Here is a 26,052-nt window from a genome sequence, read left to right on the forward strand (position 1 = left end):
AAGGAGTTTTGAGAATGAAACCAATAATAAGAACTGAAGCTACTCGCGATTTTCATCAAGCGAAATGGAATGAACCTATTATTTTTGAACTTCATCAAGAAGGAGAAAAAGGTGTTGAAGTACCACTAGCAAATGAAGAAGTGGTATCTACTATTGGTGACGGTGTATCTACTATTCCTGCATCTATGTCTAGAAAAAATAGACCGAATCTTCCGGAAATTGGTCAAGCTCGTGTACTTCGCCATTACTTACGACTTTCTCAAGAAACATTGGGATCAGACTTTAATGTAGAAATCGGTCAAGGTACATGTACGATGAAATATATCCCGAAAATAAATGAATTATTAATTAGAAATCCCAAGATGATGGACCTTCACCCGCTTCAAGAAGAGAGCACTGTACAAGGTATGTTAGAAATTATTCATAATTTAGATTTGTGTATGCGTGAAATCTCAGGTATGGGCGCTTTTTCATTCCAGCCAGGTGGGGGAACACAAGCGCTATTTGCTATGGCTTCCATCGTAAGAAAATATCATGAGACACGTGGTGAAGGAGATCAGCGTGATGAAATCATCACAACTATTTTCTCGCATCCATCACAAGCAGCAACAGCTGTTGTGAAAGGATATAAAGTGATTACATTACATCCAGATGAAAATGGCTTCCCAGATATTGAGAAATTAAAAGGAGTTGTTTCTGAAAGAACGGCTGGGTTTGTTGTAGCAAATCCTGAAGATACAGGAATCTTTAATTCTAAAATTAAAGAGTTTACTAAGATTGTACATGAAGCGGGTGGTATTTGTTATTACGATCAAGCAAATGCAAATGGGTTATTAGGTATAACAAGAGCAAAAGAAGCGGGCTTTGATATGTGTTTCTTTAACCTTCATAAAACGTTCGCTGCACCTCATATGTGTGGGGGGCCAGCGACAGGAGCGCTAGGGGTTACTGAAGCATTAAAAGAATATTTACCAGGACCAATTGTAGAATATGATGGAGTAAAATATTCGTTAAATGATAATCTACAACATTCGATTGGCAAAGTACGTGCATTCCATGGCGTAGCCCAAACGATCTTAAGATCTTATGCATGGATACGGGCATTAGGTCCAGATGGCTTAAGAGAAGTAGCCCAAACGGCAGTATTGAATAATAATTACTTATATCATAAAGTACAAAAAATTCGTGGTGCAAGTGCTCCATACGTTAAAGGCCAGAGATTAGAACAAGTTCGATATAGTTGGGAACAGATGGCCAGTGAAACAGGAATTACTACAGAAGATGTACAAAGAAGGATGACTGATTTCGGTCTACATTACTGGACTAGTCACCACCCGTATATCGTTCCACAACCATTTACACTTGAACCAACTGAATCTTATTCAAAAACGGATTTAGATGAATACATTAATGCGCTTCAGCAAATTTCAGATGAAGCATATAACAATCCTGAAATTGTGAAAAATGCTCCGTACAATAGCACAATTCATCAACTAGTTGAAGAAGATTATTTAGATAATCCCGAAAAATGGTGTATTACTTGGAGGATGTATCAAAAGAAAGTATTAAAACCAGTACTTATTAAGTAAAAGCAGCGGCAATCAATTGATAAGAATTGATTGCCTTTGTTTCCTAGAAAAGAGTGGAGGGTGGAAATACTGAAGTTTTTCGAGTACAGTCCAGCTGGTTTTTTTAATAAAAATAAGGAGTGGATGAATAATGAAGAAGAATAAAAATGCTTTATTATCTCTTTTTGTTGGAATACTAGTTATTTTTGTTTTAAGTGCTTGTAACAGTAATACTTCTAGCAATTCTAAAGGAAACGAAAAGACTGATAATAAAGTGAAAATGGATCTTGTAAATGAGGGGAAATTGACTTTTGCAATGAGCGGTCTATTAAAACCTCTAAACTATAAAGAAAATGAAAAATTAGTAGGGTTTGATGTTGAAATTGGGACCGAGATTGCAAAACGAATTGGATTAGAGGCTAATCCAGTAACAAACCCATGGGAAACGATTATACAAGGGTTAAAAGGGAAAAAATATGATGCGATTATTGGCAGTATGACAGCTACCGAAGACCGCTCTAAACAAGTAGATTTCTCAGATCCATACTACACTTCTGGAGCACAAGTATTTGTAGCAGAAGGAAATAATGAAATAAAGGCTAAAGAGGATTTAAAGGATAAAACGATTGGTGTAATGCAAGCGAGTACTTATACAGATGATGCAAAAAAATATACAACTAAAATTAAGAGCTTTCCAAGTGATATATATGCATTGCAAGATTTGCCTCCAGGTCGTGTAGGTGCAGTAATTACGGACAGAATTGTAGGTGTTTCTGCAATTAAAGAATCAGGATTGAAAATTAAACCAATCGATGATGTTATCAAAACTGAAGAAATTGCCGTTGCAATAAATAAAGGAAATCCAGAGTTATTAAAAGCAATTAATGAAGCAATCGCATCTATGGTTGAAGACGGAACATATGAAAAAATCAGCACTAAGTGGTTTGGAGTAAATCTTCTTGAAAAAAAATAGAGTTTTAAATTAATAGTACAAGATTTAGAAAGGAGGAAATTGTTATTGAACTTCTTAACCAATATTGCTTCTATATTTCAAACACATGGAATTGAATTTTTAAAAGCGACATTAATAACAGTAGAACTTACCTTCGTATCATTAATAATTGCTACTATAATTGGTTTAGTATTCGCTTTCTTTAAAGTCTCAAATATTAAAATACTAGGAAAAATAGCAGATATATATATCTTCTTAATTCGAGGAATGCCGTTAATTGTTCAATTAATGTTTTTATATTATGGTATTTCAAGTGTTTTTGTATTATCAGATTTTACGGCAGGAGCTTTAGCATTAGGAATACACTCAGGAGCTTATATAGCTGAAATTTTCCGTGGTTCTATCCAATCTATTGACCGAGGACAGGTGGAGGCAGCTCGCTCATTAGGTATGCCATATATGCTGGGAATGCGCCGTATTATACTCCCTCAAGCTTTTAAAAGAGCTATCCCAGCACTAGGGAATCAATTTATCATTGGTTTGAAGGATTCATCGTTGGTGGCTTATATTGCAGTTTCCGAACTATTTAATCATGCATTATCTGCTCAAGCGGCTAACTATATGCCATTTGAAACCTATTTTGTAGTCGGCATTTATTATTTAATCTTAGTTCTTATCTTCACACTTCTTTTCAATAAGCTGGAGAAAAAATTAGATGTTGGAGGGAGAGAGAAGAAAAATGATAAAACTGAAAAATTTGCGTAAATCATTTGGTGATTTAGAAGTACTAAAAGATATTTCTTTAGAAATACAGAAGTCAGAAGTTGTCGTATTAATTGGTGCAAGTGGTTCAGGGAAAAGTACTTTACTAAGATGTCTGAATTTTCTTGAAATTAATAATGGTGGTCAAATAGAGATTAACGGAAAATTAATCGATGCTGGAAAAGAGAATCTAAATAAAGTTCGTGAAAATATGGGAATGGTATTTCAACATTTTAATTTGTTCCCTCATTTATCGATTTTACAAAATGTTATAGAAGCACCTGTTCATGTGAAAAAACAAAGTAAGGAAGAAGCTACACGAAAGGCAAAGGAACTTTTACAAAAAGTAGGTTTAGCTGATAAAGCAAACTTTTATCCGGATCAACTGTCAGGTGGTCAAAAACAGAGAGTCGCGATAGCAAGAGCTCTTGCTATGGAGCCAGAAGTTATGTTATTTGATGAACCGACTTCTGCTCTAGACCCAGAGCTAGTAGGCGAAGTTTTAGAAACGATGAAAAATTTAGCAAGGGAAGGAATGACAATGGTCATAGTAACCCATGAAATGGGATTTGCTAGGGAAGTAGCTGATCGTGTCATCATGTTGGCTGATGGCAAAATTATTGAAGAAGGACCGCCGTCTGAATTTTTTAAAAATCCAAAAGAAGAAAAAACAATCCGTTTTTTACAGCAAGTTTTATAAAGGCGATTAATAAGTGCTTAGAATTAATTTTAGAGGAGTGCATTTAAATGTTGACTTGTTATGATGATGTCTTAAAAGTAACTGATGAATTAGTTGGCGTGGAAAGTATCGTAAATACTACGGGAGAGATTGAAGTTGCTAATAGATTATATGATTTAATCTTCTCACAAAGTTATTTCAAAAGTAACCCTACCCATGTATTCATGTCACGTACAGAAGACGATAAAGTCGAACGCTACAATGTCTTTGCTTTTGTCAAAGGTACAAAGGAAAAATCGAATAAGACGGTTATTTTAATGGGTCATACCGATACTGTAGGAATTGATGATTTTAGTCATTTGAAAGATAAAGCGTGTTCACCAAGTGAGTTAAAGAAAGCGCTTGCAAATGAGAAGCTTCCTGATTTAGTGAAAGAACATTTACAATCAGACGAATGGCATTTTGGACGTGGTGTTTTGGATATGAAGAGTGGCGTTGCAAGTCATTTCTACTTATTAAAGTACTATTCAGAACATCCTGAAGAGCTTATTGGTAATCTAGTATTCTTCGCAGAATGTGACGAAGAAGATAGTTCACATGGTGTTTTATCTGGTTTAAAGGATTTAAAACGATTAAAGGAAGAACATCTTTTTGATTATCAAGCATTAATCAATTCAGATTTCGTTGCCCCTCGCTACGAAGGTGACCCTAATCGATATATTTATAAAGGAACAGTTGGTAAGTTATTACCTTCTTTTTTTATCACTGGTGCTGAAACACATGCTGGATCTAGTTTTGAAGGATTAGATCCAAATTATATTGCAGCGGAGTTAACGAGACAGATTAGTTATAATCCCGATTTATGTGATCAATCATTAGGTGAAACCCCTATGCCACCAGTTTCGTTGAAACAAACTGATTTTAAGCCAACTTATACTATTCAAACAGCTTTATCAGCATACGTTTACTATAATTTTTTTATCCAATCATGGTCGCCGAAAGAAGTACTTTCATTGTTGAAAGAACAAGCGAAAATTGCCTTTGATAACGGAATTAATACAATGAAGGAAAGACATCGAAAATATTGCGAAATAAGTGGGCAACCATATTCAGAATTACCTTGGAAGACTAGAGTAATTGTTTATGAAGATATGCAAAAAAAGCTGGTTGAACTTCATGGAGATAAATACTTAGACCATATGAAACAATTTAAAGAAAATCTATTATTAGATGAAACACTTGATGTTCGGATGTTTTCTGCTCGAGTTGTTGAAGAAGAATGGAATTGGATGAAGGATAAAAGCCCAGCAATTATTCTATTTTACTCTTCACTCTACTCACCTCGTGTCGATTTGAGTGGGAAAAACGAGAAAGAGCAAAATTTGATAGAGGCATTGGACTATGCAATTGAAATTGTGCAACCTCATTATTCAAAACCAATCGTAACACGCAACTATTTCCCCTATGTATGTGATATGAGCTGTGTTGCATTAAGTGATGGGGAAGAGGATATAAAAGCGGTTATTGAAAATAATCCAAGTTGGGGCACAAAGCATTATGTAAACTATGATGCCATCCGTGAAATAAATGTTCCTACAATCAACATTGGTCCATATGGATACGACGCACATAATCGATATGAGCGTACGGAACTAGTTTACACGATGGAAGTAGTTCCGAATCTAACAAATCAAGTCATTAGAAAGTTATTAGGAATGGAAGAAGCTAAGTAGAAAGCGTATATAATTAATCGTTTTATTTAAAAATTGTACAGAGGGTGTGAAGTTTCATGGGATTCGGAAGATATTCAGATAGTCTCCAAAATAGACGTGTTGTAGTGACAGGAGGAGCTAGTGGTATTGGTCTAGCCACATCGCTTCGATTAGCTGCAGAAGGATCAATAGTAGCCGTATTTGATAACAATGAAGAACAATTAAAGAAAACTTTAGAAGAACATTCAGAAATTAAATACGGGATATTGGTTGATGTTAGTAATTCTGATGAAGTAAAAGATGCTTTTAAAGAAGTTGATGAGGTAATGGGTGGGGTCGATATCTTAATATCAAATGCAGGAATTAGTATTAGAAATAAATTTATTGATATCACTCCAGAACAATGGAAAAAAGTAATGGGTATCAATTTAGATGGTATTTTTTACACAGCACAAGAAGCAGCTAAACGAATGTTGATCCAAGGTAGCGGGGTTATTTTAATGACAGCCTCTACAAATGGATTAACAGGTCATCCATATTACGCCGATTATAATGCATCAAAAGCTGGTGTAAACCTTTTAGCAAAAACAATGGCTTTAGAACTTGCACCAACTATTCGTGTAAATACAGTATGTCCCGGTTATGTGTTAACTGCTATGCAAATCGCGGAATATTCGCCTGAAATGTTAGAGCAGGTTAATGAAAATATTCCACTTAAAAGACATGCTACTCCCGAAGAAATTGCAGGGGTTTATGCGTTCCTTGCTTCTGATGAGGGGGTATATATTACAGGTCAGAATATCCCCGTCGACGGAGGAGAATTAGCTTAACAACATTATTCTATGCTTACTTTATTTTCGCTTAATTCAAATACTCTATCAAATTTATTTAATAGAACCTAGATTGTTAAGTAGATTGAATAACAGACTATTAATAAGGCGTTTTGATAGTAATTGTAAAAGGGGTGTTGATTATGGAAATGCAAACAGAGAAAAAGGGTAGGTTCAAAGTTCCTCATGTGTATGTCATTTTATTTTCTTTCATTATAATTGGAGCTATTTGTACTTACATTATTCCAGCTGGAGAATTTGATCGTATCGAACAAGATGGTAGAACGATTGTGGTACCTGGAAGTTATCATGAAATACCAGAAAATCGAACGACAATATTAAATGTATTTGAGTCGATTCATAAAGGGATGATTGCCACAGCTCCTCTAATTTTTTATATTTTTATTGTAGGTGGAGCATTTGGGATATTGCGTGCTACTGGGGCTATAGAAGGGGCAGTTCATAGCATGGCGAAAAAGATTGCTGGCAGAGAGCAACTCTTAATCCCTGTATTAATGACTTTCTTTGCATTATCAGGTGCAATGTTAGGATTAGCCGAGGAGACTATTCCTTATATTACCATTCTAATCCCTTTAGCAGTTCTAATTGGATTTGACTCGATGGTAGGGACAGCTATTGTACTACTCGGAACATCTGCAGGATTCACGGCTGCATTTATGAATCCATTTACGGTTGGTATAGCACAAGGAATTGCAGAATTACCCATTTTCTCAGGTATGTATTTAAGAATTATCTTCTTTGTCATTTTTTTAACGGTAAGTATTTGGTATGTCATGCGTTACGCAAATAAAATAAAAAAGAATCCAAAGGCAAGTGTTATGTTCGGCGAAAAAAATGCACTCATAGATAGTTCAGATTCCGATCAAACATTTCCTTTTACTACACGACATAAACTCGCTTTCTTTGTATTATTAGGGACACTAGTTGGACTAGCTGTTGGTGTCATTAGGTTTGAGTGGGGATTAACACAAATGACAGGGCTGTTTTTAATAATGGGTATACTCATTGGTCTAGTCTCAAGAATGAATTTTAGTAGTATGGCTGAGTCGTTTATTAAAGGTTGTGAGGTTTTAATAATGGGTGCGTTAGTTGTCGGTATTGCGAATGCAATTCTAATTATTTTAAGAGAAGGTCTTATAATGGACACGATTTTATATGGCCTGGCTTCTGCTGTAGACTCATTACCACCGCAACTAGCTGCACTTGGCATGTATATAGTGCAATGTTTAGTAAATTATATTGTCCCATCGGGTAGTGGCCAAGCCGCTTTAACGATGCCAATAATGGTTCCATTATCAGATTTATTAGGGGTTACTCGTCAAACAGCAGTATTAGCTTTCCAATTTGGTGATGGTATTTCAAATATTTTCACACCTACTTCTGGTTATTTTATGGCCGGTTTAGCATTAGGAGGTATTTCGTGGATTAAATGGGTGAAGTGGATTTGGCCATTGATCGCTATTCATTATGTTCTCGGAGCTATTTTTGTGACCATTGCTCAATTAATCAATTATCAATAAACAGACAAAATAGTAGGAGGTGTTATGTTGAATATATCTAATTTACATCAAATCATGGTTGACTACCGTAGACATTTTCATCAATATCCAGAAGTATCTTATGATGAGGTCAATACTAGAAAATATATTATTAAAGAATTAGAGAATTTAGGATTAAAACCCTTCACATTCTCAGGGAAAGATGTTGCAGTCGAAATAGCAGGGCAACAACCTGGTAAGACTGTTATCATAAGAGCCGATATGGATGCTCTACCGGTATTTGAAGAAACGGGTTTACCCTTCGCTTCAAAAATAGATGGAGTTATGCATGCTTGTGGACATGATGGACATATGGCAATTTTATTAGGATTGATTCATTATTTTAAAGAACATTCTGATAAAATCGTAGGGAAAATACGATTTCTATTTCAACACGCCGAAGAAGATGTTCCAGCAGGCGCGATTGAAGTCGTAAATAGTGGTGGTTTAAAAGATGCAGACGCAATTTTTGGCTTTCATTTATGGGAGCCTTTAGAATTAGGTAAAATAGGTGTTCGTAGTGGCCAACAATGGCAGGGTGTGATAAATTTACTCTCACTATTTTTGGTAATGGAGGGCATGGGTCAATGCCAAATGAAACTGTGGACCCGACCATTATTGCTGCTCAGTTTATAACACAGATTCAAACTATTATTAGTAGGTCATTACATCCTCTTGAGCAGGCAGTTATAAGTATTGGTGAATTAAAATCTGGAACTAACTATAATGTTATTCCAGATACAGCGTATATAGCGGGAACTGTGCGACAATTCGGAAAAGAAATTGCTGAGAAAATCCATAATCGGATGGATAAAATAATAAGTGGATTATGTGAATCATTCGGTGCAAAATATCAATTGGAGTATTTACATGGGGACCCTACATTGGTGAATGATGACCGGCTATATAAAATGGTGAAGAAAAATGCTATTCATTTATTTGGTGAAAAAAGAGTAGAGGAGATTACTCCGATACTTGGAAGCGAGGATTTTTCTAATTATACGGAAGTGATTCCAGGTATGTATACTTATATTGGTATCGGTAGGCCAGGGGAAACTTTTGGGCATCATCATCCCAAATTTGATATCGACGAGTCAATGCTAGTTCCAGCAGCTACATTGATTTCACAATCGGTTATCCATTTTTTAGCGGGTGAAGAAAAATCAATTAATCTATATCAAGCTAATAATATTTAAAAAATCGTATAAAAGATGATAATGTTCTAATAAAGAAGAATTAATAATATTAGTAATAATTTATATCGGGGGAGGAAAATGAAAAATAGACTAATGGCAATGCTATTTATGCTGACGCTTTTACTTACAGCCTGCAACACTGACATAAATCCAAAAGAACATGCAAGTGAAATATATAGCATTGCTTTAAACGCGATTATGGAAACAGACGAATCATTGAATGATGATATGAAATTTATAGCGATTGATATGAGTAATTTTGATGCAGTAAATGAAAAACAGAAAAAATCTATTTTAGACTATTTCGAAGATAAATATAAAGTTAAAGTGATGGACGCTACTTTCGATGAATTAAAAGAAAAAGGATATTATAATGAAGATACCTCTGCTTTAGACGGAGTACTTCTCACTGTTCAAAAAGTTAATTTTAACGTAAAAAACAATATCTTCTTTAATGGTTCGAAATACAGATCAGCAAAAGGAGCTATTGGAGTAGAAAGTACAGTTCACTACAAAGGTGGTACTTGGCGAATAAAGAAACTAAAAGAATCTTGGGTAAGCTAAAAGAGTTGTTTATTATAAGCCTGCTATTTAAACATAAATTTGACAGCTAAACATCAAAAAACGCAGGGTGTAAAAACCTTGCGTTTTTAATTATTGAGAATTTCTTATCAAACTATAACCCATAGTCCCAATATGTCCCTTCGTCTGGTTTGCTGATATTTGTTAAGTGAACTAATAATCGGAATAGCTAATTGTACTTACTTTGGATTGAAATAGGTATAAATATAAAAATAAATTTCCTCACTGAATAGTGAACCAAAACAGAAATAGGAAATATATTATAATAAAGTTTCCTTAAGGAAATAAATTTTCTATAAGGAATAAAAAGAGGAGTTGATATGTCATGAAGTGGATGGAAATATATATGCCAAAAACTTATGGGTTAATATCGATATGTGGCAAGCTTCTACCTCATAAGTACAGGAAACAACATCGGTAATGGATTATCGATTCAAAAAGTTTCGTAATAATCAAATGATAATTTTTAAATATTAAACCCCGCTTTCACCGATTTTGATTGGTAGAAGTGGGGTTTTTGAGTTAATAAATTTTATTCAATAACAAATTTTGTTTAATGACTTGTAAACAAGTACATACTTTTTTTAATACTAATATCCACTTGAAAGGGGAATTCTAATTGAGCTTTTCAAAAAATAATAATTCAAATTCTCCTGAATCCAAAAAGAATAAAACTAAGGATCCGCTTCTTAAAAGCCTTGCTGAGAATGTGAAAATCATCAAGAAAGTAATGGGGAACAGTAACGATATTATTATTCGAGAAGTAGACATTCTTAAAACAGATAAACAACGGATTGCAATTATTTATGCTGATGGCCTTGCTGATAAAACTGCAATTACTGATTTTATTATGGAATCACTTATGCTAGATATAGATTCCACACCCGAAACACGCGAAGAAGATATCATCCAATATCTGAAGAATTTCTGCTTAACAGTAGGTGATGTGGAAGATGTAAATGATCTTCAGAGTGTATATCGTGCTGTTTTAAATGGAGAAACAGTCATTCTTTTAGAAGGCCAAACAAAAGGTATTGCTACAAGTACAAAAAGTTCAAAAGATCGAGCAATATCACAACCAAGTACGGAATCAGTAATTCGAGGACCTCAGGAATCATTTACAGAAACACTCCGTACGAATACAGCGTTAATTCGTAGAAAGATAAAAGACCCAAACCTTTGGATAAAATCAAGAGTTATTGGAGATATAACACAAACAGATGTTGCGATTATGTACATCAATGGAATAGCAAACGATAAAATCGTAAAAGAAGTTCTTGAAAGATTAGATCAAATTGAAATAGACGGCATACTGGATAGCGGCTATATAGAAGAGTTAATTCAAGATTCTCAATTCACCCCGTTCCCAACCGTTTTTAATTCAGAGCGACCAGATGTTATTGCAGCAGCATTGTTAGAAGGAAAAGTGGCTATCATTGTTGATGGCTCTCCTTTTGTTCTTATTGTTCCAGCATTGTTTCCTGCGTTTTTACAAGCAGCAGAGGATTATTACCAACGATCGATTATAAGCACATTAATTCGTATTTTACGATATGGCGGAATATTTGTTTCGTTAATGATTCCTTCTTTGTACATTTCAATCACTACATTCCATCAAGAAATGATACCAACGCCCATGTTGATTAGTATTGCACTTCAACGAGAAGGGGTTCCATTTCCAGCTTTTATCGAAGCAATTCTTATGGAAATAGCATTTGAAATATTAAGAGAAGCCGGCCTACGAATGCCAAGAGTCATAGGTCCAGCAGTATCCATAGTCGGGACATTGATCATTGGACAAGCTGCAGTAGAGGCAGGGATTGTTTCAGCAGTAATGGTTATTATTGTGTCAATAACAGCCATTTGTAGTTTTTTATCACCAGCGTATGCAATGTCAAATTCAATTCGAATGCTAAGATTCCCTTTAATGATTTTAGCTGCGATGTTTGGTTTGTTCGGGGTAATGATGGGTGCCTTTGCAATTATCCTTCATGTTTGTAGTTTAAGGTCTTTTGGTATACCGTATACAGCACCATTTGCACCATTGATACCATCTGACCAAAAGGATGCAATTGTACTATTTTCACGCGGTTCACTTTTAACAAGACCACGTCTAGTTAATCAAAAGAATGTAACAAGAGAACAGAAGCTAGTACGAAAAAAGGGTAGGAGTGATCTAGGTGAAAGTTAGAAAAAAAATAACGTTTATCCTATTTTTACTTTCAATTACGCTTTTATTAACAGGATGTTGGAGTAAACGTGAATTAAATGAACTAGCAATTGGAGTGGCGCTGGGTATAGATAGAGTAGACGATCAATTTGAAGTTACTGTTCAAATTGTCGATCCTTCTGAACTTTCAATTAAACAATCAAGTAGTAGAACATCAGTAGTAACATATACAACAAAGGGTAAAACAATTTTTGAAGCAATAAGAAAAATGACATTAATATCTTCAAGGGCAATCTATTTATCTCATCTTCAAATAATGGTAATCGGTGAGGGGATGGCAAATGATGGGATTAAACCGACGTTAGAACTCCTAGCTAGGGATCATGAAGTACGGAATAATTTTTATATAGTTGTTTCAAGTAAATCTACTGCAAGAGAAGTCTTAAATATTTTAACGCCTTTAGAAAAGATTCCAGCCAATAAATTGTTTTCTTCATTAGAGGTTTCTCAGAAAAAATGGGGTGTAACATCAAAGATGCGTTTAGATCAATTAATCAACCATCTAAGTAACGATATTAAAAGTGCTGCTTTAACAACCGTAGAAATAATCGGGGACCAAAAAATAGGGAATGACCAAACTAATATGGAAATTGTTAACACTCCTGCATTATTGCAGTACAGTGGTTTATCAATTTTCAAAGATGATAAGTTAGTTGGTATTTTAAATGAAGAAGAAAGTAAAAGTTATAATTACTTAAGAGATGAAATAGAAAGTACGATAGAAAGTGTCTCATGTCCAAAAAATGACGGGAATATTGCAACACAAGTAATTAATTCTAAAACAGAAATAAAAGTAAAATCAATAAAAGATATTCCTGAATTTGATGTCAATATTAATGTTGAACAAAATATAGGAGAAGTGGAATGTCAAATTGACCTAACAGATTCCAATACAATAAAGCAATTTAATGAAAAAGAAAGCAAACAGATTGAAAAGAGAATAAAAAGCTTAATTGAGAAATTACAAAACAAATACCAAGTTGATGTAGTAGGCTTTGGGGAAAAGATTTATCGTTCTCACCCAAAAGAATGGAAAAAGATAAAAGGTAAATGGGAAGAAGCGATTTTTCCTAAAGCAAAAATAAATGTAAAAGTAAATATTAAGACAAAGGGATTAGGAACCTTGAGAAATTCACAGCTATATGAACAAAAGGAGTAATGGAGAATGTTTAAAACAATTGGAATTTTAATCATCTTTACTGCCATCTTGTTATTTCAATTACCAAAACTAAAGCAGAATGGTGAAAAAAAAGAGATTTGGACCTTTTCAATATTACTATTCATCAGTACTACTTTATGTATAGCTGTAGCTTTAAAAGTAAAAGTACCAAATCCTTATGATTTAATCATTGTAATCTTTAAGCCAATGGGAGAATTTATTAAGATGGCATTTAAATAAAGCGGCATAATTTAACAGTAAAAGAGGAAATAGACTATGGGAAAAGAGATTATTAGTGTAAGACAATTCGCAATAATTGTAATGCTTTATTCTATAGGAGCAGCTATTTTAATTTTACCTGCAACCTTAACACAAGTTGTGAAGCAAGATGCATGGGTTGTAGCTGTATTAGGAGTATTGATCGGTTTATTACTAGTGAAATTTTATATCACTGTTGGAAATATTTCTCCTAAATTATCTTTAGTTCAATTGATTGAAAAAGTTCTTGGGAAATATGTTGGAAAGATAATTGTAATTTTTTTTCTAATATTTACGTATCTCTCTGGAACTGGACTTCTATATTTTTTAGGCGATTTCATGCGTACTGAAGTTATGCCTGAAACACCTCTCGTAGCATTTAGTGGGTTATTCATGATTGTGATCATGTTTGGTACTTATTTAGGAATAGAAACATTTGCACGATCTACGGAAATTCTCTTTCCCGTATTTTTTTTACTGTTTATATTCTTTGTGGTTTTTATTTCTCCACAAGTAGATATAGAGTATTTGGAGCCTGTTTTAAATTCTAATCCTAAATCAATAATCAACGGTATTTTGATTTTTATTAGTGAATTTGCATTTCCGTTGGTCGTAATGTTAATGGTATTCCCTGTTGCTATTAATGTTCCTAAATCTGGAACAAAAGGTTTTTATATAGGTGCTATAGCTGGGGGGATTATTTTAATAACCTTGATTACTTTATGTGTCTTAGTTCTTGGTCCTACTGATACGGCTCACCGGGTTTTCCCTAGTTATGCAATGGCACAAAGGATTTCTATAGGTAATTTTATTCAACGTATTGAAATCACTATGGCTCTCTTATGGATTATTACACTGTATGTTAGGATCTTTTTTTATTTTCATGTGTCAGTTGTAGGGATTGCACAGATACTCAAGCTAAAGAATTATAGATCTCTAATATTACCTTTAGGATTAAGTATGGTTGCTCTTTCTCAAATGATCCATCCTGATGTAATCCATCAACTAAAGTTTAATAAGGAAATCTGGATACCATATTCAGCTACATTTGCTTTATTACTACCTTTAGTATTATTAATTGTTGCTAAAATTAGAAAAATAAAAAGTGAGTAAAAAAACCTTATCCACTTAAAGAGTTTTTTGTAAATATTTTGTGAAAATATACCAGTTGCTCATTTAAATTCGATGAATAAGAATTAGTCCTAATTAGATATAATCACAGAATATAAGCTATTTCTAGAGATATTCTTCAAGAATTTTATATAAAATGAACGAAAATTTACAAAACAATTAAATAACATTAACTTTTAGAGGATATAATTATTAAAGCAAGACATCTTCCATGCATAGATTTTATTAAATGAAATAAAATAAGCACTAAGGAGGAGTAAACTTGGCTACTTTAATCGACATTATGATTACAAGTTTGATCAGTCTTTGCTTTTTAGCCTTAGGGTTATTTATCTATAAAAAAGAAGATGTTGAATTAGTTGCAGGATATAATGGTCAAAAATTCAAGGGCGATAAATCAAAATTTGCGAAAAACAACGGCTTATTCTGTATAGCCTTTGCATGTTTACTTTTTATCACCCCTTTTTTCAAATACTTTGGGCATGTATTTTTAAACTTAATCTCATTCATCATGGTGTTGTTATTAATCATTTTGGTACTTTATACAAGAAAGCAACATTATTAAATATTGTATAAAATCCGCTTGTTCATAGGAATGAGCGGATTTTAATTTATGAAGAATACATAGACTTATTATTACTGTTAAGCTTCCTATTACGAGTGGATTTATTATGAATAAGCTGTATAAAATAGGGGAATGTACAGGTAGTAAAAAGGAACTAAGATTAAGTAAAGATAAATTGTTTTCGAGAGACGAGTTCATGATAATAAGAAAATCAATGCAATGATATTCGCTTAAAGGTCTGAAGGAATAATATATTAACAAAAAAGAGTAATTTGCTTGTTACAACAGTATTCTTTATGAAATGTGCAACATTATAATGAGTTATTTTTAAGCTGGACTAATTTTTGTATTAGTTCAGCTTTTATATGTGATTAAAATCATATTTAAGAATATTTACTAAATAAAATTGCAGTAAAATTGAGATGTAAAATCGTACCTTTTTCAACTAACGGGGCAGGTTAGTTGGAGGTGTACAAAATAAAAAGACCAATTAGTGGTCTTTTTAAAGGGAAATATTTAAAGTTTTTAGCAACGCATCAATTTCTGTTTTAATGGTGAAAAAATGAGGCTTGCTTTCATCATCAAATATGAGTAAATAAGGCTTTTCATCTTCGGGGATAATAATGATAACTTCATCAATCAAAGTAGTCACCCATTTATTTTCTATTTGAAGAGATGGCGTTAAGGGGATTTTCACTATATAACCTTTGTCTGGAATAGGGTTGATTTTTTTTACAATATTATCAATTTCCTCAATAATTTTTTTAGTCTCTAATTGTATTTCGGGATTTGTTGGGATTGTTATGATCTTATTTTTTTGAATATCAAGAAGTTCAATATTTGTTGTGCTTTGTGCACTTACTATAAATAGATTAAATAGGAAAAGTATAGGAATTGACGTAAATAATATTTTACGAATCACATTTATCACCTCAGATTTAGCCTTACCAAAGATTATTTTGTTATACGTGGTACGTCACTGGAATGTCTTATTCAACGAGAAAATTAATCGTATTAATTCCTATAGAAGCTGAACGCTCTTTACGTTGTTGATGTATTTTTCAAGCCATGGGCAATAAAGCAAAATAAAAAACGTACACCACTAAAATTGAATTTAGTAATGTACATTTTTATAATATGTGCAACATTTTAAATAAGTTATGATGTAATAAATTATCATGTACATTTACTTGTCTTTAATATTACAGAGTATAGGATCGCTTTTTCCTTATTTATTTTTAGAGCCATCTTTTTTAGCAGCAATCATTAAAAACATTGGTCTACGGTTTTCGTCGTGCATTTCAGGTATATTCTTTAACATTTCTTCAGAAGGTGTAGATTCTCTTACTGCACTAATAATAAAACCTGCGTTAATCAAATCATTCATATAAGTAGAAATCGTACGATGATATTTTTGGACGCTTTCATTTAAAAAGGATGTTTCACGTAATCCTTCAAAATGATAATTGTCTACTGGCCAGTGTAAACGATTGCCTTTATCATCGACATACCAATCTTGTTCACTTCTTGAAGTAAAGATTGGGTGTTCGACAGAGAAGACAAATGACCCACCATCTTCTAAATAATCGTAGACCTTTTTGCAAATTGCATCAAATGACTGAATATAGTGAAAAGCTAGTGAGCTTATGACTACATCAAATTGTGCATCTGAGAATTGAATATCTTCAATCGATTCTTGAATATAGGTGATGCCAGGATCATCTGTTTTTTCACGCGCTTTTTCCAACATTTTTTTCGATAAATCTACGCCTATTACAGAACTCGCTTGTTGCTCACGAGCAAATCGACAATGCCAGCCAAACCCACAACCTAGATCTAGTACTCGCTTATTTTGTAGATCTGGTAGAAGTGTTTTTAAAATATGCCACTCACCAGCAGCTTCAAGTCCATCCACTGATCGAGGCATTTGTTTATAAGCAGAAAAGAAATTTGGTTCATCATATTTGTTTTGTTTTGTCATGTTATATCTAAACTCCTATCTATAGTATTAGAATATGGATTTTTGTATTAAAAATCAAATTATTCGAAGATTCCCTCTATTGATTTTTCGCCTTTACTATTATTGATTAATTGATTTTAGTTGTTGTTCGAACAGAACAGATCTTACAGGAAAAAGGGTAGTAACATAATTGTACATACTGATATTGAAACAAAGAAGTTGAATTGTACTTCCCATATTGTTTAAATAAAAACTCCTTCAAACAACGGTACAATAACGATTAAAATTCCTTTGTTAAAGAAAAATGGTGAAATTTTCGACCAAACCGTTTGACTTGATAGATAATACACCGATAAAAAAATGGTTATACCAATCAATCGATTTTTTCGGTAATCTTCATTTAAGAATAAAAAAATTATATGTAAATGACAACGTTTGTTACATATTTATTAATTTATACATGGATAAAGCTTAAATACCTAAGAAATAGAGTACAACCGGAATCGATACGATACTAATGATTGTAGTTACAAATGTAGTGAAGGATACTAAATCGGGTTCGGTATCAAACTGTAGTGCAATCATCGTTGTATTTGCAGCAGCGGGCATAGCAGATTGGATGATTAAAACGGTTTTAATAAGAGAGCTAAGGGGCATAAAAGATAAAATCACTGCTGCTAGGATCGGTGATAGAATTATACGGATAATAGATACAACCGAAACTAAGCGATAATCCACTTTTTTAGCTGAAATAGCAGCCAACTGCATCCCTAAAACGAGCATCACTGTTGGAATTGAAGCTTCAGCTACTAAACTAACACCATCCATTACTGTTTTAGGAATAGTAATATGGTAAAATTCTAAAGTAATACCCGCTAGTGCCGCGTAAATTAAGGGCATGCGTAAAACTTTTTGGATGGATTGTTGTATTGTTGCTTTTTGTGATCCACCTATTGAAGCAAAGAAAATGCCTAAACTATTCATTAGAAGTGATTGAAGAACCATTATAATTACGGCTATATCAAAACCAGCAGCACCTAAAGCAAATAACACTACTGGTGCTCCGTAATTGCCGCTATTCATGAATACGGCTCCGAGGATCATTGCAGAAAACTCTGATCGTGAAGCTTTGAGTAAAGTGGATATTGCCCAAGTACAAAGAAACAAAACAACCGTTAACGTAATTGCGAAAATCGCTATGTATAAAAAATCTTTAGTTAATGGGGTCGTATAAAATGTACGAAAAGCGAGGAATGGTGACATTAAGTATAGGGCAGCGGTAGAAATCGATTTAATATCAAAACCTATACATTTTTGGCCGATAAAACCTATAGAAAACACTATAAGAACGGGTAAAATAATTAGAAATAAAGACAAATAACCATCTCCGTTAGATTTATTAGATATTTCTTATTATTCCACTTTTGAAAATATAGACAATACTATTTTAAAAATAGTTTTATTTTTTCAAAGAAAAACACGTAGTAAGTATACTACGTGTTAACTGATGTTATTTCCAATTTGTATTGATAAATTCATCACGACCGGACTTTGCACGGTCTTCTTTATAGTGATTGGCACTTTTTTTGTAATAATCTTGATGGTAATCTTCAGCAGGATAGAATATACTTGCTTCACGAATCTCAGTGACAATCGGTTTATTGAATCTTCCACTTTCAGCTATCGCTTGTTTGGAAGCTTCCGCTAACTGTTGTTGCAACGTATCATGATAGAAAATTGCTGCTTTATAAGATTCACCACGGTCTTGGAATTGACCTCCGTCATCAGTTGGGTCGACTTGTGGCCAGTAGATTTCTAGTAATTTTTCGTATGAAAAGATCGCTGGATCAAATTCAATTTGGACGACTTCTAAATGACCTGATTGACCAGCTTTTACATCTTCATATGTCGGATTTTCTAAATGTCCACCCATGTAGCCTGAAGTTACTTTATGTATTCCGTCATATTCGGCAAATGGTTTGACCATGCACCAAAAACACCCACCAGCAAATGTAGCTATATTAGTAATTTGTTCCATGTTGTAACCTCCAATAGTATAAAGACGTCATTAATACGTGAAATCTTGTACATCTTTTAGTTTACAACATTGACTACTAGAAAAACATACTCACTTGAAAGGAGCATACATCATGCAAGAAAATCAACAAACACGAGTGCGTAAAAAAAGACGCAAACTTCGTAAAGGACGTGTGTTCTTTACTTTAATCCTACTTCTATTAGTAGGGGGAGGAGTATATGGATACACTGAATATAAAGCAGGTCTAGAACTTGCGAAAGGGCAAGAACAGATAAAAGAAAACTTTATTGGTGATAAAGCTTCATCAAAAAACATAGAAAATATTTTACTTTTAGGTGTCGATTCTCGCGGTGAGGCAAAATCGCGAACAGACTCTATGATTCTTGTTTCATGGAACAAAGATACAAATGACATTAAGATGGTATCATTCATGCGAGATATTTATGCAGATATCCCTGGCTATCAATCATATAAGTTGAATACGGCTTATTATTTAGAAGGTGTTCAATTATTAAAGGATACAATTAGCAATATGTTCGATGTAGAAATTAATCACTATGCATTAATTGATTTTAAAAGTTTTGAATCAATGGTAGATATACTTGCACCGAATGGGGTAGAAGTTAATGTCGACAAAGATATGTCGAAAAACATCGGAGTTAAACTGAAAAAAGGAACACAACAGTTGAATGGTAAAGAATTATTAGGCTTTGCTCGATTCCGTTCGGATGCACAAGGTGACTTTGGACGTGTAGATCGACAACAAAAAGCTCTAGAAGCATTGAAAAAAGAAGTTGTATCACCTGGCAATTATAAAAACTTCCCTAAATTATTAGGAGCACTTCAAGGTTATGTTCAAACTGATATGACAGCTAAAGATGAATTATCATTAATGGCATCAATCATAAAAGGTGGAGATTTAAATATCGAAAAACTGACAATCCCAGTTGAACATGGCTATACATTTGCCAATTATTCTCATGCAGGGTCTGTCATTGAAATCGATCGTGCTTTAAATAATAAAGCTTTAGAGGAATTTCTTGATTTCGAACAGTAATATAGGGGTATAATAATATTATTAGCGCAAATTGAATGCTTCCTGTAAACTATTCATATAGCATTTTTGTCATAAAGGGGGGATTGGATGGAACCAGAAAAACCATCATTTTTTTCAACGAGATTTATTCGTTTCTTAGGGGGTAAAAATTTACTTTTTGGATTAATAACCTTATTAATTTTAGGTTGTATTATATTCATCTATGATAAAGTATCTTTTATTTTTTATCCCATTATTGTTTTTTTACAAACAGTAGTACTCCCGGTTATTTTAGCCGCGATTGCTTATTATCTATTAAGACCGATTCTGCGTATACTTGAGAAATGGAAAATTCCGAGAGTATGGGGGATTCTGATTATTTATCTTGGGTTAGCAGGTATAATTACTTTGTTAGTTATTCTAGTATTCCCATTTTTAAAAGGTCAGTTTACAAATTTAATTAATGAATTCCCACAATACTTTATGGAAATGCTTCATCAAATTCAATCTTTCGTACAAGGATCGACTTTCAATTCCTTCTTAGCTAAATACAATTTTGACTTAGATCAAGTAATGTCAAATATAACGACAGATTTAAGTGATACAGTTAAGGATACAGCGGGAAAACTGGGTAGTGGTATTGCAACAGGTATTACAGGCTTGATTTCTACACTAACTGGAATTCTTTTAGCAATCGTAACTGTTCCATTCATCTTATTCTACTTATTAAAAGATGGAGAAAAGCTTCCAAAATTTATTTTGAAAATGTTTCCTCCTCGTATGAGAGATGACGCTGCTCACCTTTTCCATAAAGCAGATCGCCAAATTAGCTCATATATTCAAGGGCAAATTATTGTTGCATTTTGTATCGGTGTCATGATTACAATTGGCTTCTTAATCATCGATATGGATTATGCAATCGTGCTAGGCTTCTTAGCGATGATAACAAGTGTTGTGCCTTACTTAGGACCTATTATAGCCATAACACCTGCTGCGATTATTGCTATCGTAACGTCACCAATTATGCTGGTCAAACTGGCAGTGGTATGGACTATAGTACAATTAGTGGAAGGGAAATTTATCTCACCACAAGTTATGGGAAAATCGTTACATGTACATCCCATTACTATCATATTTGTATTACTAACTGCAGGTTCATTATTCGGTGTACCAGGTGTTGTTCTAGGTATACCAGGTTACGCAGTGCTGAAGGTGTTAGTAACACATTTGTTCTATCTATATAAGAAACGCTATAATAGACAAGAACCAGATCCTACTATGGAGTATGAAGTAGAGAACTGGAAAGACGAATAATCGGTAGCATTTGCTACCGATTTTTTTATTATCAATGAAAAATGTATGATTTGTTTAAATAAAAGTTGCGATTTATTAAAGAAGAACAGCTATTCTTTCGATTTTATATTGAAGGAATTGCTGTTTTTTTATGTATAAAAATACTGTTTATTTTGAAAAATCTCTTTTGAAAAAATATTTTCACAATATTAAATGCTTTAGTACCAATGATGAAAGCGTGAACATTTCCAAGATAACGAAATGCAAATAAAAATACAATTGACTTTATATTTATACATACTTATAATAATTTGTAACATACAAGTGAGGTGATTCAGTTGAAGATTGGAATTATTGGTGCAACAGGATATGGCGGGTTAGAACTAATAAGATTATTACATAATCATCAAGAAGTCGAAAAAATTAAATTATTCACTTCTTCTGATGAAGGAGCCATTTTTTCACAAAAATATAGTCATCTAAAAAAACTATACGATCAACCTTTAGAGAAAATTGATATAGATACTTTAGCTGAATTAGATGTTGTATTTACAAGTACTCCATCAGGGGTTTCAAGCAAGTTACTACCACCTCTATTAAATGGCAAAACTAAATTCATAGATTTATCTGGTGATTTCCGACTTAAAAATTTAGAAGATTATGAAAAATGGTACAAAAAAGAGCCAGCTCCTAGTGATGCTGTTGAGCAAAGTATATATGGATTGTCTGAATGGAACAAAGAGGCCATTAAAGAAGCAAATCTTATTGCCAATCCAGGATGTTATCCAACGGCAGTTTTGCTTTCTCTTTTACCATTACTAAAAGAAGATCTAATTCATTCAGATGGCTTAGTCATTGATGCAAAGAGCGGAATTTCAGGGGCGGGGAATAAGCCTAGTATGATGACTCACTTCAGTGAAACAAATGAAAATACAGCAATCTATAAAATACATGAACACCAACATATTCCTGAAATTGAACAGGCTATGAAAATGTTCGCAAATAGTAATTCACCAATTACATTTACAACAACATTAGTACCGATGACGAGAGGGATTTTGGCAACAAGCTATGCGCAAATCACTTCAGAGATAACTGAAGAACAACTATATAACTGTTTAGTTAAACAATATCAAAGCAATCCTTTTGTTCGAATTATAAAAGAAACAGCAAAATTTGGAACGAACCAAGTTTATGGTTCTAATTTCTGTGATATCCATGTGAAAGTCGATGCAAGGACTGGTAAAGCTACGATTGTTTCTGTTATTGATAATTTAGTCAAAGGGGCAGCAGGGCAAGCCATTCAAAATATGAATATACAGTTTGGTTTTGATGAAACAGCGGGTCTTATGCAAGTGCCATTATACATTTAAAAAGGGAGTGTTTTTATGATAACAACATTTGAGAGTTTAAAAAGAATTTCAAGTAAAAATATCGTTTCACCTAAGGGGTTTACTGCAACAGGTATACATTGTGGCATCAAACATAAGAAAAAAGATTTAGCAATTTTAGTAAGTGAAGTACCTGCAAATGTAGCTGGTGTTTTTACAACAAACGTTATTAAAGCAGCTCCTCTTGTACTGACAAAGCAGGTTGTGAAAGAATACGGAAAAATGCAAGCACTTATCGTCAATTCTGGTAATGCAAATGCGTGTACAGGAACACAAGGCTATAAAGATGCTGAAACAATGCAACAGTTAACAGCAGAAAAATTAGGGATTGCAAAAGAACTAGTAGGAGTTTCATCGACAGGCGTAATCGGAGAAATCATGAACATGGAGCCGATTGCAAAAGGGATTGCTGAAATTACCCCAAACGCAACGTTAGAAGGGGCAATTGATTTTGCACAAGCGATACTAACTACTGATACGGTCACTAAAAATACAGCATATAGCGTAGTTATAGATGATAAAGAAGTTGTCATTGCGGGTGTGGCAAAAGGATCGGGTATGATCGAGCCAAATATGGCGACAATGCTTGCCTATGTCACAACTGATGCAGATATCGAGCAACAAGCATTGCAACAACTATTAAAAGAAGTAACAGATGTGACGTTTAATGCAATTACTGTAGATGGAGATACATCAACAAACGATACAGTTTTAGTATTAGCTAACGGATTAGCAGGCAATGCCACATTAACGCCAGCACACCCAGAATGGGAAACTTTTAAAGCCGCTTTCCATGCAGTATCTCAAGATCTTTCAAAAATGATTGCAAAAGATGGTGAAGGTGCAACTAAATTAATCGAAGTTAAAGTTGAAGGTGCTGTAACTGATGAAGAGGCACGTAAAATTGCCAAAACAGTTGTAGGATCTCCATTGGTGAAAACGGCGATATTTGGTTGTGATGCAAACTGGGGCCGCATTATTTGTGCCGTAGGATACAGTGGCGCAACAGTAGACCCGACCGATGTGAAAATTCAAATTGGCTCAACTTCAGTTGTTGAAAAAGGTGAACCAGTACCATTTTCTGAAGAAGAATTGATTGTCTATTTGAAACAAAATGAAGTGAAAATTGCAGTTTCCTTAAATCAAGGTGAAGGATACAGTACTGCTTGGGGATGTGACCTAACGTATGATTACGTGCAAATCAACGCAACATACAGATCATAAAACAATCGTTATTAAACTAGGTGGCAGTATGCTAGAGGGTTTAACGACTGATTTTTTCGAAAACTTCAAAAAGATGCAGCAAGAGGGTATAGACATTATTATCGTTCATGGTGGTGGACCTGCTATTAATCAAGCATTAACCAGAGCTAATATAGTTACTACTACTAAAAATGGAATTCGAATTACATCAAGTGATGCGATTGAAATCGTACAATCGACATTAATTGGTAAAGTAAATCCAGCACTAACTCATCAATTGAATGGAGCTGGTATTAAAGCAATCGGTTTAAGTGGTTATGATGGAGGTTTATTTAACTGTTCATTCTTAGACAAAAAAGAATATGGCTACGTAGGAAATATTGAAGCAGTTAACACGGCACTTCTAAAAACATTACTAGCTGAAAAAATCATTCCAGTAGTATCTTGCTTTGGGGCGTCTTCTGATGGAATACCGCTTAATATTAATGGTGATACAGTTGCAAGTAATGTAGCTTTAGCAATGAGTGCTGATAGCTTGTTACTCGTGACGGATACACCAGGGGTGAAAATTGACGATGAAGTTCAAAATCGTGTAAATCCAGAACAAATCAAAGATTGGATTCAATCTGGTGATATTTATGGTGGTATGATTCCAAAAGTTCAAGCTGCCATCGACTGTTTAAATGAAGGGATACCAACTGTTCAAATCGTTGGTTCAAAATTAGTCGGTACTACGATCCAAAGAAAGGGAGTTATCGCATGAGTGCATTATTTGGGAATTATAGCAGACGTCCAATTCATTTAGTAAAAGGGCAAGGAACGAAAGTCTATGATGAAGCGGGAAAAGAGTATTTGGATTTTACTAGTGGTATTGCAGTACTAAGTCTAGGTCATGCAAATCCTATTTTAGTAGAGGCCATTAAAGAGCAAAGTGAAAAATTATGGCATATTTCCAATCTGTTTGAAAGTCCTGAACAAGAGCAATTAGCAGCCACTCTTGTAAAAGATACGCATCTGGCACACGGATTTTTCTGTAATAGTGGAGCAGAAGCGAATGAAGCAGCGATCAAACTAGCTCGTAAGCATACGGGTAAACATACAATCATCACTTTTGAAAATTCATTCCACGGAAGAACATTCGGTGCGATTTCAGCTACAGGTCAAGCAAAAGTACAACAAGGTTTTGGTCCTTTAGTAGAAAAATTCATCCATGTTCCATTTAACGATGTCAAAGCTCTAGAAGCAGTAGTAAATGATGAAGTAGCAGCTATTATGCTAGAAGTCGTGCAAGGTGAAGGTGGCGTAAATTCTGTTTCCGAAGAATTTGGCGAAGCCATTTCTAATATCTGTAAAGAGCAAGGCATATTACTCATTATTGATGAAGTACAAACAGGTATCGCTCGCACAGGTACACGTTATGCTTATGAACAAACTGCATTGAAACCAGATATTTTAACACTTGCTAAAGGACTTGGTGGGGGCTTCCCAATCGGTGCGATGCTTGGTACAGCTGAAATGTTTGGCACATTCAGCCCAGGAACGCACGGTACAACATTTGGTGGTAACCCATTAGCAGTAGCCGTTGCACAAACAGTTCTTAATCATGTGTTTGAAGAGTCATTTTTAGGGGAAGTACTAAAAAAATCAGAGTACTTCACTGAGCAATTAGAAAAAATTCTACCAGCAGAGAATTTTACAGTAAAAGGAATGGGCTTACTGTTAGGTGTAAACTGCGTCAAAGCAGTAGCTCCATTGATTACAAAAGCTGAAGATGCAGGCTTACTATTAGTTGGTGCGGGTGAAGAAGTGATTCGTTTACTGCCACCACTTACGGTAACTTATGAAGAAATTGATGCAGCTATCGCAATCTTAGCAGATATACTAAACGATTAATAAGCTTGAATTAATGCGTTCAGAGAATCGCAATTCAATACTCTATACCTCTTTC

At 34.0% G+C, this 26,052-nt stretch carries 23 protein-coding genes and 1 pseudogene; 20 read left to right on the plus strand and 4 right to left on the minus strand.

All coding sequences use genetic code 11. The features are described from left to right. Positions 1–14 precede the first annotated feature (14 nt). The 14 genes and pseudogenes from gcvPB to AMD00_RS01130 all read left to right on the plus strand — a co-directional run bounded on the left by gcvPB (position 15) and on the right by AMD00_RS01130 (position 15,183). Complete coding sequence (gcvPB, locus tag AMD00_RS01060) at positions 15–1,589, plus strand: aminomethyl-transferring glycine dehydrogenase subunit GcvPB (protein ID WP_053415252.1); 1,575 nt, start codon at positions 15–17, stop codon at positions 1,587–1,589. Positions 1,590–1,719: 130 nt separating this feature from the next. Then, positions 1,720–2,541 carry an ABC transporter substrate-binding protein gene (locus AMD00_RS01065; protein WP_053415253.1) on the plus strand — a complete coding sequence of 274 codons (822 nt, stop codon included), beginning with the start codon at positions 1,720–1,722 and terminating at the stop codon, positions 2,539–2,541. A 63-nt stretch (positions 2,542–2,604) separates the two neighbouring features. After that, positions 2,605–3,285: an amino acid ABC transporter permease gene (locus AMD00_RS01070; RefSeq protein WP_370588348.1), complete on the plus strand. Its 681-nt coding sequence runs from the start codon at positions 2,605–2,607 to the stop codon at positions 3,283–3,285. Beyond that, positions 3,260–3,982 (plus strand): amino acid ABC transporter ATP-binding protein, encoded by a 723-nt coding sequence (locus tag AMD00_RS01075; protein WP_053415255.1) that lies wholly within the window; start codon positions 3,260–3,262, stop codon positions 3,980–3,982. The genes AMD00_RS01070 and AMD00_RS01075 overlap by 26 nt, the downstream gene beginning before the upstream one ends. A 47-nt stretch (positions 3,983–4,029) precedes the next feature. After that, a complete protein-coding gene (locus AMD00_RS01080; protein WP_053415256.1) occupies positions 4,030–5,694 on the plus strand; it encodes a M20/M25/M40 family metallo-hydrolase in 1,665 nt (554 codons plus the stop codon). A gap of 56 nt (positions 5,695–5,750) precedes the next feature. Beyond that, a complete protein-coding gene (locus tag AMD00_RS01085) occupies positions 5,751–6,503 on the plus strand; it encodes an SDR family NAD(P)-dependent oxidoreductase (protein WP_053415257.1) in 753 nt (250 codons plus the stop codon). A 143-nt stretch (positions 6,504–6,646) separates the two neighbouring features. Further along, on the plus strand, positions 6,647–8,044 hold the full coding sequence (locus tag AMD00_RS01090) for a YfcC family protein (RefSeq protein WP_053415258.1): 1,398 nt from the start codon (positions 6,647–6,649) through the stop codon (positions 8,042–8,044). A gap of 54 nt (positions 8,045–8,098) precedes the next feature. Continuing rightward, a pseudogene (locus AMD00_RS23780) lies at positions 8,099–9,258 on the plus strand (M20 metallopeptidase family protein). 78 nt (positions 9,259–9,336) lie between these two features. Next, a complete protein-coding gene (locus AMD00_RS01105; RefSeq protein ID WP_053415261.1) occupies positions 9,337–9,822 on the plus strand; it encodes a hypothetical protein in 486 nt (161 codons plus the stop codon). Between the two features lie 637 nt (positions 9,823–10,459). Continuing rightward, entirely contained in the window at positions 10,460–12,031 is a 1,572-nt protein-coding gene (locus AMD00_RS01110) for a spore germination protein (protein ID WP_053415262.1), read from the plus strand. After that, a complete protein-coding gene (locus tag AMD00_RS01115) occupies positions 12,021–13,229 on the plus strand; it encodes a Ger(x)C family spore germination protein (RefSeq protein ID WP_053415263.1) in 1,209 nt (402 codons plus the stop codon). The genes AMD00_RS01110 and AMD00_RS01115 overlap by 11 nt, the downstream gene beginning before the upstream one ends. Before the next feature lie 6 nt (positions 13,230–13,235). After that, positions 13,236–13,469 (plus strand): hypothetical protein, encoded by a 234-nt coding sequence (locus tag AMD00_RS01120; protein WP_053415264.1) that lies wholly within the window; start codon positions 13,236–13,238, stop codon positions 13,467–13,469. Positions 13,470–13,505: 36 nt separating this feature from the next. Beyond that, positions 13,506–14,600: a GerAB/ArcD/ProY family transporter gene (locus AMD00_RS01125; protein ID WP_053415265.1), complete on the plus strand. Its 1,095-nt coding sequence runs from the start codon at positions 13,506–13,508 to the stop codon at positions 14,598–14,600. 280 nt (positions 14,601–14,880) lie between these two features. After that, complete coding sequence (locus tag AMD00_RS01130) at positions 14,881–15,183, plus strand: DUF3784 domain-containing protein (protein WP_053415266.1); 303 nt, start codon at positions 14,881–14,883, stop codon at positions 15,181–15,183. A gap of 502 nt (positions 15,184–15,685) precedes the next feature. Here the strand turns inward: AMD00_RS01130 and AMD00_RS01135 are convergent. From AMD00_RS01135 to msrA, 4 genes are all read right to left on the minus strand, one after another. Next, a complete protein-coding gene (locus AMD00_RS01135; protein ID WP_053415267.1) occupies positions 15,686–16,105 on the minus strand; it encodes a hypothetical protein in 420 nt (139 codons plus the stop codon). A gap of 306 nt (positions 16,106–16,411) precedes the next feature. Beyond that, positions 16,412–17,164, minus strand: a complete 753-nt coding sequence (locus AMD00_RS01140; protein WP_053415268.1) for a class I SAM-dependent methyltransferase — start codon at positions 17,162–17,164, stop codon at positions 16,412–16,414. A gap of 450 nt (positions 17,165–17,614) precedes the next feature. Continuing rightward, positions 17,615–18,484 (minus strand): AEC family transporter, encoded by an 870-nt coding sequence (locus AMD00_RS01145; protein ID WP_407701113.1) that lies wholly within the window; start codon positions 18,482–18,484, stop codon positions 17,615–17,617. Between the two features lie 169 nt (positions 18,485–18,653). Next, the gene (gene msrA / locus AMD00_RS01150) at positions 18,654–19,181 is read right to left on the minus strand and encodes a peptide-methionine (S)-S-oxide reductase MsrA (RefSeq protein ID WP_053415270.1); all 528 of its coding nucleotides are present in this window, start codon (positions 19,179–19,181) and stop codon (positions 18,654–18,656) included. A 112-nt stretch (positions 19,182–19,293) separates the two neighbouring features. On the opposite strand from msrA, the gene AMD00_RS01155 reads away from it, so the two are divergent. The 6 genes from AMD00_RS01155 to AMD00_RS01180 all read left to right on the plus strand — a co-directional run bounded on the left by AMD00_RS01155 (position 19,294) and on the right by AMD00_RS01180 (position 25,997). After that, entirely contained in the window at positions 19,294–20,238 is a 945-nt protein-coding gene (locus AMD00_RS01155; protein WP_053415271.1) for an LCP family protein, read from the plus strand. Between the two features lie 87 nt (positions 20,239–20,325). Next, complete coding sequence (locus AMD00_RS01160) at positions 20,326–21,531, plus strand: AI-2E family transporter (protein ID WP_053415272.1); 1,206 nt, start codon at positions 20,326–20,328, stop codon at positions 21,529–21,531. 317 nt (positions 21,532–21,848) lie between these two features. After that, positions 21,849–22,883 (plus strand): N-acetyl-gamma-glutamyl-phosphate reductase, encoded by a 1,035-nt coding sequence (gene argC, locus AMD00_RS01165; RefSeq protein ID WP_053415273.1) that lies wholly within the window; start codon positions 21,849–21,851, stop codon positions 22,881–22,883. A 15-nt stretch (positions 22,884–22,898) separates the two neighbouring features. Further along, positions 22,899–24,125 carry a bifunctional glutamate N-acetyltransferase/amino-acid acetyltransferase ArgJ gene (gene argJ / locus AMD00_RS01170; RefSeq protein ID WP_053415274.1) on the plus strand — a complete coding sequence of 409 codons (1,227 nt, stop codon included), beginning with the start codon at positions 22,899–22,901 and terminating at the stop codon, positions 24,123–24,125. Next, entirely contained in the window at positions 24,088–24,867 is a 780-nt protein-coding gene (argB, locus tag AMD00_RS01175) for an acetylglutamate kinase (RefSeq protein WP_053415275.1), read from the plus strand. Before argJ ends, argB begins: the two co-directional genes overlap by 38 nt. Further along, on the plus strand, positions 24,864–25,997 hold the full coding sequence (locus AMD00_RS01180) for an acetylornithine transaminase (protein ID WP_053415276.1): 1,134 nt from the start codon (positions 24,864–24,866) through the stop codon (positions 25,995–25,997). The genes argB and AMD00_RS01180 overlap by 4 nt, the downstream gene beginning before the upstream one ends. Positions 25,998–26,052: the final 55 nt, after the last annotated feature.

This window comes from Viridibacillus arvi (genome assembly GCF_001274945.1).
GTDB classification, from domain to species: Bacteria; Bacillota; Bacilli; order Bacillales_A; family Planococcaceae; genus Viridibacillus; species Viridibacillus arvi.

What these genes read in the sequence shown, in the direction of transcription:
- gcvPB (WP_053415252.1), top strand. Translation starts at nt 15, where the DNA reads ATGAAACCAATAATAAGAACTGAAGCTACTCGCGATTTTCATCAAGCG.
- AMD00_RS01065 (WP_053415253.1), top strand. Translation starts at nt 1,720, where the DNA reads ATGAAGAAGAATAAAAATGCTTTATTATCTCTTTTTGTTGGAATACTA.
- AMD00_RS01075 (WP_053415255.1), top strand. Translation starts at nt 3,260, where the DNA reads ATGATAAAACTGAAAAATTTGCGTAAATCATTTGGTGATTTAGAAGTA.
- AMD00_RS01080 (WP_053415256.1), top strand. Translation starts at nt 4,030, where the DNA reads ATGTTGACTTGTTATGATGATGTCTTAAAAGTAACTGATGAATTAGTT.
- AMD00_RS01085 (WP_053415257.1), top strand. Translation starts at nt 5,751, where the DNA reads ATGGGATTCGGAAGATATTCAGATAGTCTCCAAAATAGACGTGTTGTA.
- AMD00_RS01090 (WP_053415258.1), top strand. Translation starts at nt 6,647, where the DNA reads ATGGAAATGCAAACAGAGAAAAAGGGTAGGTTCAAAGTTCCTCATGTG.
- AMD00_RS01105 (WP_053415261.1), top strand. Translation starts at nt 9,337, where the DNA reads ATGAAAAATAGACTAATGGCAATGCTATTTATGCTGACGCTTTTACTT.
- AMD00_RS01120 (WP_053415264.1), top strand. Translation starts at nt 13,236, where the DNA reads ATGTTTAAAACAATTGGAATTTTAATCATCTTTACTGCCATCTTGTTA.
- AMD00_RS01125 (WP_053415265.1), top strand. Translation starts at nt 13,506, where the DNA reads ATGGGAAAAGAGATTATTAGTGTAAGACAATTCGCAATAATTGTAATG.
- AMD00_RS01140 (WP_053415268.1), bottom strand. Translation starts at nt 17,164, where the DNA reads ATGACAAAACAAAACAAATATGATGAACCAAATTTCTTTTCTGCTTAT.
- msrA (WP_053415270.1), bottom strand. Translation starts at nt 19,181, where the DNA reads ATGGAACAAATTACTAATATAGCTACATTTGCTGGTGGGTGTTTTTGG.
- AMD00_RS01155 (WP_053415271.1), top strand. Translation starts at nt 19,294, where the DNA reads ATGCAAGAAAATCAACAAACACGAGTGCGTAAAAAAAGACGCAAACTT.
- AMD00_RS01160 (WP_053415272.1), top strand. Translation starts at nt 20,326, where the DNA reads ATGGAACCAGAAAAACCATCATTTTTTTCAACGAGATTTATTCGTTTC.
- argJ (WP_053415274.1), top strand. Translation starts at nt 22,899, where the DNA reads ATGATAACAACATTTGAGAGTTTAAAAAGAATTTCAAGTAAAAATATC.
- argB (WP_053415275.1), top strand. Translation starts at nt 24,088, where the DNA reads ATGATTACGTGCAAATCAACGCAACATACAGATCATAAAACAATCGTT.
- AMD00_RS01180 (WP_053415276.1), top strand. Translation starts at nt 24,864, where the DNA reads ATGAGTGCATTATTTGGGAATTATAGCAGACGTCCAATTCATTTAGTA.